This window comes from Candidatus Hydrogenedentota bacterium, assembly GCA_035450225.1.
Classification (GTDB): Bacteria; Hydrogenedentota; Hydrogenedentia; order Hydrogenedentales; family SLHB01; genus DSVR01.
Genome location: DAOTMJ010000001.1, coordinates 394,669 through 401,997, shown reverse-complemented (window position 1 = coordinate 401,997; position 7,329 = coordinate 394,669). Strand labels below are relative to the sequence as shown.

At 58.2% G+C, this 7,329-nt stretch carries 4 protein-coding genes; 3 read left to right on the top strand and 1 reads right to left on the bottom strand.

What is annotated here, in order from left to right; genetic code table 11:
* Positions 1-217 precede the first annotated feature (217 nt).
* Complete coding sequence (locus tag P5540_01565) at positions 218-3,667, bottom strand: DUF4091 domain-containing protein (protein ID HRT63487.1); 3,450 nt, start codon at positions 3,665-3,667, stop codon at positions 218-220.
* Positions 3,668-3,946: 279 nt separating this feature from the next.
* On the opposite strand from P5540_01565, the gene P5540_01560 reads away from it, so the two are divergent.
* The 3 genes from P5540_01560 to rfbD all read left to right on the top strand — a co-directional run bounded on the left by P5540_01560 (position 3,947) and on the right by rfbD (position 7,254).
* Positions 3,947-5,221: a citrate synthase gene (locus tag P5540_01560; protein ID HRT63486.1), complete on the top strand. Its 1,275-nt coding sequence runs from the start codon at positions 3,947-3,949 to the stop codon at positions 5,219-5,221.
* Between the two features lie 144 nt (positions 5,222-5,365).
* A complete protein-coding gene (locus P5540_01555) occupies positions 5,366-6,388 on the top strand; it encodes an SDR family oxidoreductase (protein ID HRT63485.1) in 1,023 nt (340 codons plus the stop codon).
* Positions 6,388-7,254 (top strand): dTDP-4-dehydrorhamnose reductase, encoded by an 867-nt coding sequence (gene rfbD, locus P5540_01550; GenBank protein HRT63484.1) that lies wholly within the window; start codon positions 6,388-6,390, stop codon positions 7,252-7,254. Before P5540_01555 ends, rfbD begins: the two co-directional genes overlap by 1 nt.
* Positions 7,255-7,329: the final 75 nt, after the last annotated feature.

The window sequence follows — 7,329 nt, the reverse complement described above, 5'->3', positions numbered from 1 at the left end:
TGTTAAGTCTGTCCGTTTGTCTGGCCAAGGTGAAACTTTCTGGACAGGCTGGACAGCCTGTCCTACCCTTCGAAAATCTGCTACTTTGGACAGACTGTTAAGTCTGTCCGTTTGTCTGGCCAAGGTGAAACTTTCTGGACAGGCTGGACAACCTGTCCCACTTTATTTCCTATACTTTATGAAAGTAAACAATTTTTCTGGTAGTTTTATTCACTTTTCACGATCCTGCAACGGCACGCTGTAGTTCTTCGATGGCGGCGGCGATGCGCGCACGGATTTCGAGCAGCGTTGTCGGATTTTCGTTGTAATTCGTGTGGCTTTCGGCGATTTCCGGACCGAACCGGACGAGCGGCCCGGCCTTTTGAAGCAATTCGTCCGGTACCTTGCCTTTGGCGTTTTCGACAAGGTTCTGCAACAAAAATAGGTATTCGTAATCCTCGATGCCGTCGCGCACGATTTCGAGGCGGATCGAACTGAGCGGCGTTCCGTCCGGCCCCGGATAAATCAAATACCCGCATCCGTTGTGGCCCGGCTGGCGGTTGTAGGGAATCCATGGAACTTCCGGCCAACGCTGATCGCCAGCGCAGTTCAAATCCCAATGGGTGGTTCCCCAATAGAGGAAACCCTCGGCCTTGTATTTGAAGCACATCCAGAACATCATGCGGTAATCAATCGGCGGAAATTCGATCATGATGCCGGGACGTCCCCACACCGTATAAAACCACAACCGGTCGCCTTCGGCCATGCGTTCGGCCAGAATTTTTTCGTCGAATGAATCAATGGTCGGGCACCAGATGTCCACCGCGCCGAACAACGCGTCTTCCGGCGCGCTGGTTTCGAGGCGCGGCCATTCGGGAACGACTGTCTTGATCCAATTGTTCATCTCGACCATTTGGGGAATGCGGTGGCGTTGCATGACAGCCACCTCGTCCATGCTGTAGAGAAGGACCTTGTCGGCCCAGCCTTTTTCCTGCAGCAGGGCGCGCGTGGCTTGGATTTTCTCCGCGGCGGCAGCCCGATCCGCTTCGGGCAGGTAATCGGGCACATCCACAAAAAACACATTCTGCCCGTTGGCCATCAGATACTCGAAATCCTCAAGCAGATTTCCGCCATCCGGAGGGAACGTTTTGATGGGCGAGATGCGATGGTCGAGATGCATCTGATAAAACCGTTTTCGGACTTCGAACGGCGTTCGATCCGGATACCGGTAAAACGCCTTCAGCATGCCCTCGTTCATCCACATAGAGACCTTGAAGTTTGGTTTTTCGGGTATGGCAAAATCCCATACATGTACAGTTATTGGAACATCAAGGGGAGGGCATTCATCGGCTTCTATACGGACAATTCCCTCGTAATCGCCCGCAGCCGTGTTTTGGTTTGCGAAGACCGTTACATAATACGGCTGGACGTCTTGGCTGGCAGGGATATCCACGGGGTCATTGGGAAACAAGACATCCGGATACTCGCCTGTTTTCGGAACATGCCAGTTGTATTCGGGAGGCCCAATGGTGACATATCCGACCCGTGCGACCGAGACGTCATTTGTGGAAATGACGCCGCCCTCTTTTCGTTTCAGGTCTTCGGGAATTATGACGCGAAGGTTCTTCAGGTCTCTGAAGAGGGGCACGACAAGGATTTGAACAGCCTCCCGCTCGTTTCGGCAGAGGGATAGGGCGGCCGGTTTGGGCGCGGGTGTGCCGATGACATAGGCGGTCTGGGCCGTCTCGTCCTTGAAGAATTTCTTGAGTGTCGTATCCGGGAAGGCCCCGAATTCGGTGAGAGTTGGGGGTGAATAGCACAACGCGACGCCCCGCGCGAACACATGTTTGAGTTGTTCGCCGGTGGTTTCAAGCGCCTTCAAGGCCGCGCGTCGTTCATCGGGCGTGGCCTCTTCACGGGCAATGGTCGCGCGCAATTCTTCGAGCCGGGCGTTCCATGCCTGTTCGGCTTCGGCACAGGCCGCCTCGAGGCGTGTCCGCGCCGGGGAAGCGGGAATGCGTTCCAGCATGTAACTCTTTCCAACTATGGCCCGCTCGACGGCGATATCTATTGGCGCTTGGGGGTCGAGATCCCATTTCTTTTCCTCACGGCTGACAACCGCGCCCTGGCCGATATCGAGGAGGCTCGCGACCAGCCTGTATTCGCCCGGATACAATGCGGGGAACTCGAATTCGAACTGCTGGAAATCAAGCGCCCCGAAACGGCCCACAATGGAACGCGTGATGGCCAGCCCGTTCGGCGTGTAGACGGCGATATTCGCTTCGAGACGCCTCGGACGATACCAATTGTTGGTGATTTGGCCCTTGACCGTATTCGAGCCGATATGGACTCCGGTGATTTCGTCGAGATAGACATTGGGAATCTGGGCCGGGGACGGCAGGGCTGGCGGCGTGAACGGCGCGCCGAAAAAACATCCGGTCAATTGGGGATCGTGCGAAATCATCGGCCACGGCATCAGCGACGCATCATAAGCTCCATCCAGGGTAAGGCAATAGATACGCCGATCCTTGCTGGTAAACACGATGTCGGTCTTGCCGTCGGCATCCAGATCGCCGATTGCGGGCGTGGTAATCACCTCGGTTTCCGACGGAAACGACCATTCCTCCTGGCCGTTTTCGTCCAGACACATCAGGCGCTTGGAACGGGAACAGACGAGGATCTCCAGGCGCTGATCGCCGTCCACGTCGCCAATGGCGGGTCCCTGCACGACGCCCCCCCCCACATCCACGGACCACAGCGCCTTTCCATCGCGCAACCGGTGGACATGCCCCGTCCCGCCCTGTCCGGTGCCGTCCGCGCAGACGATGTCCAAGCGGTTCCGTTTGTCGAAATCCGCCAGCGCGATGCCGTTGGCCTGATCGATCGAGGACTTGCCTTCCCAACGCCATTTTTCGGCGCCGGTGATCGCATCGCGGACGATGACCTGAAAATCCTCGGTCACGGAGACGACATCCAAATCGAAATCCGCGTCAATCAATCCGATTGCCGGCGTCGAACGGCGTTCCTTGCGCGGGCCGGGTTCGTTGAACGACCAGACGACCTTTCCCGCGGGGTCGAATGCGGTTTCGGCGCCGCCGCCGAAGGTCGCGAAGATCAGCCGTTTTTTGGCCCGGGCATCGAACAGGAACGCGGGGATGCCCCGGATGGGCCCGTCGCCCTGGAAATGCCAGCGCTCCTGGCCGCAATCGTCGAAACAATACAGCATACCGTTGTCGCCTCCCACGACGATTTCGGCCCGGTAATCGCCGTCAATGTCGGCGACCAGCGGCCCGCTGTAATCGAAGGAATCCGGCAGCATCGTGCGCCAGACCATTTGCCCCAAACGGTCCAAGCACCCCACCACGCCGCCTTTGCTGGCAAAAAAGATTTCCTTGCCCCCGTCGCCGTCAATGTCGAGGGCCGACGGCGAAGCTTGCAATCCGTCATTGCTCAGATCATCGAGGCGGTAATCCCACAACAGTTCGCCCGTGCAACTCAGGCATAGAATGCGTTTGTCGCGCGACGCGCACACAATCACTTCCTGTTTGCCGTCATTGTCGAGATCCGTGAAAATCGGCGAGGCGTAAATTTTGCCCCGGGTCTCGAACGACCATTTGAGTCGCGGTTCGGCGGCATCGGCCTGAACCGCGCACAACATACACACTCCCATCGCGATCAGCCGTTTCATATCCACTCTCCTTTTGATTTTTTCGAGATCATAAGCAATCCCCGGCGCCCGCGCAATTCGACAGGGCGTTAGCATTCACATGCCTAGGCCGGAATCGCATGTCAGGTTGCACGATCCGGGCGTCGTGATGTATTGTTGCTTTGTGTGCGGTCGGCCATGCGTGCGGATGGCCGTAGTTTTGCGTAGCCGGGATCCATTTTTCGCGGGCGGGCTGCCCGTAACCGGGCCCATTGCTGGCACGATAACCATGGACAACCCCCCAGACAGGATAGTGCGGTCATGAAAACAGCCAAGTTGATTCTCGATGGACAGACGTATGAGTTTCCGGTGATTGAGGGTTCGGAAGGCGAACGCGCCGTGGACATTTCCGCCCTGCGCGACATGAGCGGCGTGGTGACCTACGATCCCGGATTCGGCAGCACCGCGGTCTGTAAAAGCGCCATCACGTTCATTGACGGGGACAAGGGGATTCTGCGTTACCGGGGATATCCCATCGAGGAACTGGCCTTGCGCGCCAAATTTCCGGCCGTGGCGTATCTGCTTATCTACGGGCATCTGCCCAGCGCGCGCGAGTATGCGGACTGGCGCCGCAAACTGACGATTCACAGTTATATCCACGAGGACATGCTCAAGTTTTTCGAGGGGTTTCCCCCGCTGGCGCATCCGATGGCGATTTTGTCCGCGATGGTCGCGTCGCTTTCGGCCTACTATCCGAATTTCGACGAGCACGAGGACGTGGATCTGAACATTGTGCGCCTGATAGCGCAGGCCAAGACCATCGCGGCGTATTCGTACAAGAAATCGATCGGCGAGCCGCGCATCTACCCGCGCACGGAGTTCAGTTACTGCGCCAATTTTCTGCGGATGATGTTCGCCACGCCCGCCGAGGAGTATGTCGTGCCGGACGTGCTCGAGGATGCGCTCAATCTCCTGCTGATCGTTCACGCCGATCACGAGCAGAACTGCAGCACGGCCACGGTGCGCACGGTATGCAGCAGCAAAGCGAACCTGTTCGCGGCGGTATCGGCGGGGATCAGCGCGCTTTGGGGGCCTTTGCACGGCGGCGCGAACCAGGCCGTCATCGAAATGCTCGAACGCATCCAGCGCGACGACAACGACTACCGGAAATTCATCGCGCGGGTAAAGGACCGCAAGACGCGCCTGATGGGTTTTGGGCACCGCATCTACCGGAGTTACGATCCGCGGGCGAAAATCCTCAAGGCCTCGATGGACCGGGTCCTGAACACGCTCGGCATCAACGATCCCTTGGTCGAACTTGCCAAAAATATTGAGGAAGCGGCGCTGAAGGACGATTTCTTTATCGAGCGCAAGCTGTATCCGAACGTGGATTTCTACAGCGGCATCCTGTATCGCGCGATGGGCATTCCGACTGACATGTTCACGGTCATGTTTGCGCTTGGCCGTATTCCCGGCTGGATAGCGCACTGGCGCGAGCAGAACCAGATGCCCGGCCAGAAAATCTACCGTCCGCGCCAAATTTATACCGGTCCGAATATGCGGCCGTACGAACACCGCGATGAAATCGGCACATGACGCGCGCCCGATCGCATGCCAATAATCCACATTGTCCGGTTTCGCGTGGCCCGTTGCGTGTTTGACATCTTCCCCGTCGTGCTTTAGACTCCGGGCAACATCGTTCGTGGCGGCGGAACGCCATGTTTACAAGGAGCCAATACCATGATTTTATTGACGGGCGGCGCGGGGTATATCGGCGCGGTGGCGGTGCGCGAGTTGCTGGACAAGGGATTCGCGGTACGCGTGCTGGACAAATTTCTGTACGGCTCGTATCCGTTGGACGCGGTGAAAAATCAGGTCGAAATCGTTGAGGGCGACATCTGCGATTTGGATGAAAGCGTGCTCGACGGTGTCAAGGGCGTGATTCATCTGGCGGGGCTGAGCAACGATCCAACCGCCGAATTCAACCCGGAGGCCAACCACCGGATGAACACGGTCGCGACACAAACGATCGCCGAGGCGTGCAAGCGGCGCGGCATCAAGCGGTTCATCTTCGCGTCGAGTTGTTCGGTGTACGATCGGGGTCTGATGGCAGAGGACATCTTGCAGGACGAGACCTCGCCGCTCGAACCGCGCGCGGCCTATGCAACGAGCAAATTCGCCGCAGAGCAAATCCTGCTCAAATTGGCGGACGACACCTTTCAACCGACGATTCTTCGCCAAGGAACGGTGTACGGCTGGAGCCCGCGCATGCGCTACGATCTCGTGATCAACACGTTCGTGAAATCGGCCTTCGAGGATCGCAAACTGACGGTGCATTGCGGCGGGGAAATGTGGCGGCCGCTGGTGGACGTGACGGATGTGGCAAAGTGCTATCTGGCCTGCCTTGAAGCGGACTTGGGCGTGGTCGGCGGGCAGATCTTCAATCTTTCGCACAAGAACTACCGCATTCTCGAATTGGCCCACTGGGTCAAGAAGGCATTGCAGGATATTGTTGATATAGACATTGTGGTCGAGTACGGCAGCCAGCGCGGGCGCAGTTATCGCGTATCCACCCGGAAAATTGAAACGGCGCTCGGCTTTCGCCCGATCGTCTCGGTCGAGGATTCCGCGCGCGATATGGCGCTCAAGGTCAAGGCGGGCATCAACGCGGATTTTGCCAATCCAAAGTATTACAACATCCGCTGGCTCGAATTGTTGCTTGAAATGCAGGCCCATTTGCGGCGTCTTGGAAACATTTTCTAATGCGGGTCCTGGTAACCGGCGCAAAAGGGCAACTCGGCACGGAAGTCTGCGCCGCCTATGCGGACGTGGAGTTGATTTCCGTTGATATCGATCGCGTGGACTTGCGCGACACGGATGCGGTGCATGCGCTGATCGCGGACGAAACCCGGCCGGACCTGGTCGTCAATACCGCCGCGGCGCACAACGTGCCGGAATGCGAGAAAGATCCCGCCACGGCCTTTGCCGTGAACGCGGCGGCCGTGCGCGCGATGGCCGCCGCTTGCCGCGCGTGCGGCGCGCGCATGGTGCATATCAGCACCGATTATGTGTTTGGATCGGGAGGCAAACGCCCCTATGTCGAAACGGATCTTCCCGCGCCGCTGAACGTGTATGCGGCGAGCAAGTTGGCCGGAGAATTCCTGCTGGCCGCGGAATGTCCCGATCATGTCATCCTGCGCACGGCGGCCCTGTACGGCCATGCGCCTTGCGTGGCCAAAGGCGGCAAGAATTTCGTGCAACTCATGCTCCACTTGGCCGCGACGCGCCCGGAGATCCGCGTGGTCACGGATGAGATCACCACACCCACCTACACGCGCGCGCTTGCCGCGCAAATCCGGCTGGTGGCCGAAAAGGGCAAACCGGGTCTGTATCACGCCACGTGTAACGGCGAGTGCTCATGGTATGACTTTGCCAAAGCCATCTTCGAGGAAACGAACACGTCCGCGAACCTCCTCCCGGCGACATCCGCCGATTTCCCGTCGCCCGTCAAACGCCCAAACTATTCGGTCCTGTGCAACAAACGCTTGCAGGATCAAGGGATTGATATCATGCCGCATTGGCGCGATGCCCTGCGGGCCTATGTACGCGCGGAACAAGACGCCCGTTGAGAAGGTGTGGACACCGTGGACGTGGTGAACCCTGCGGACTTCGCCCGAAAGATGCACCGCTTCTTGAGCCCATCT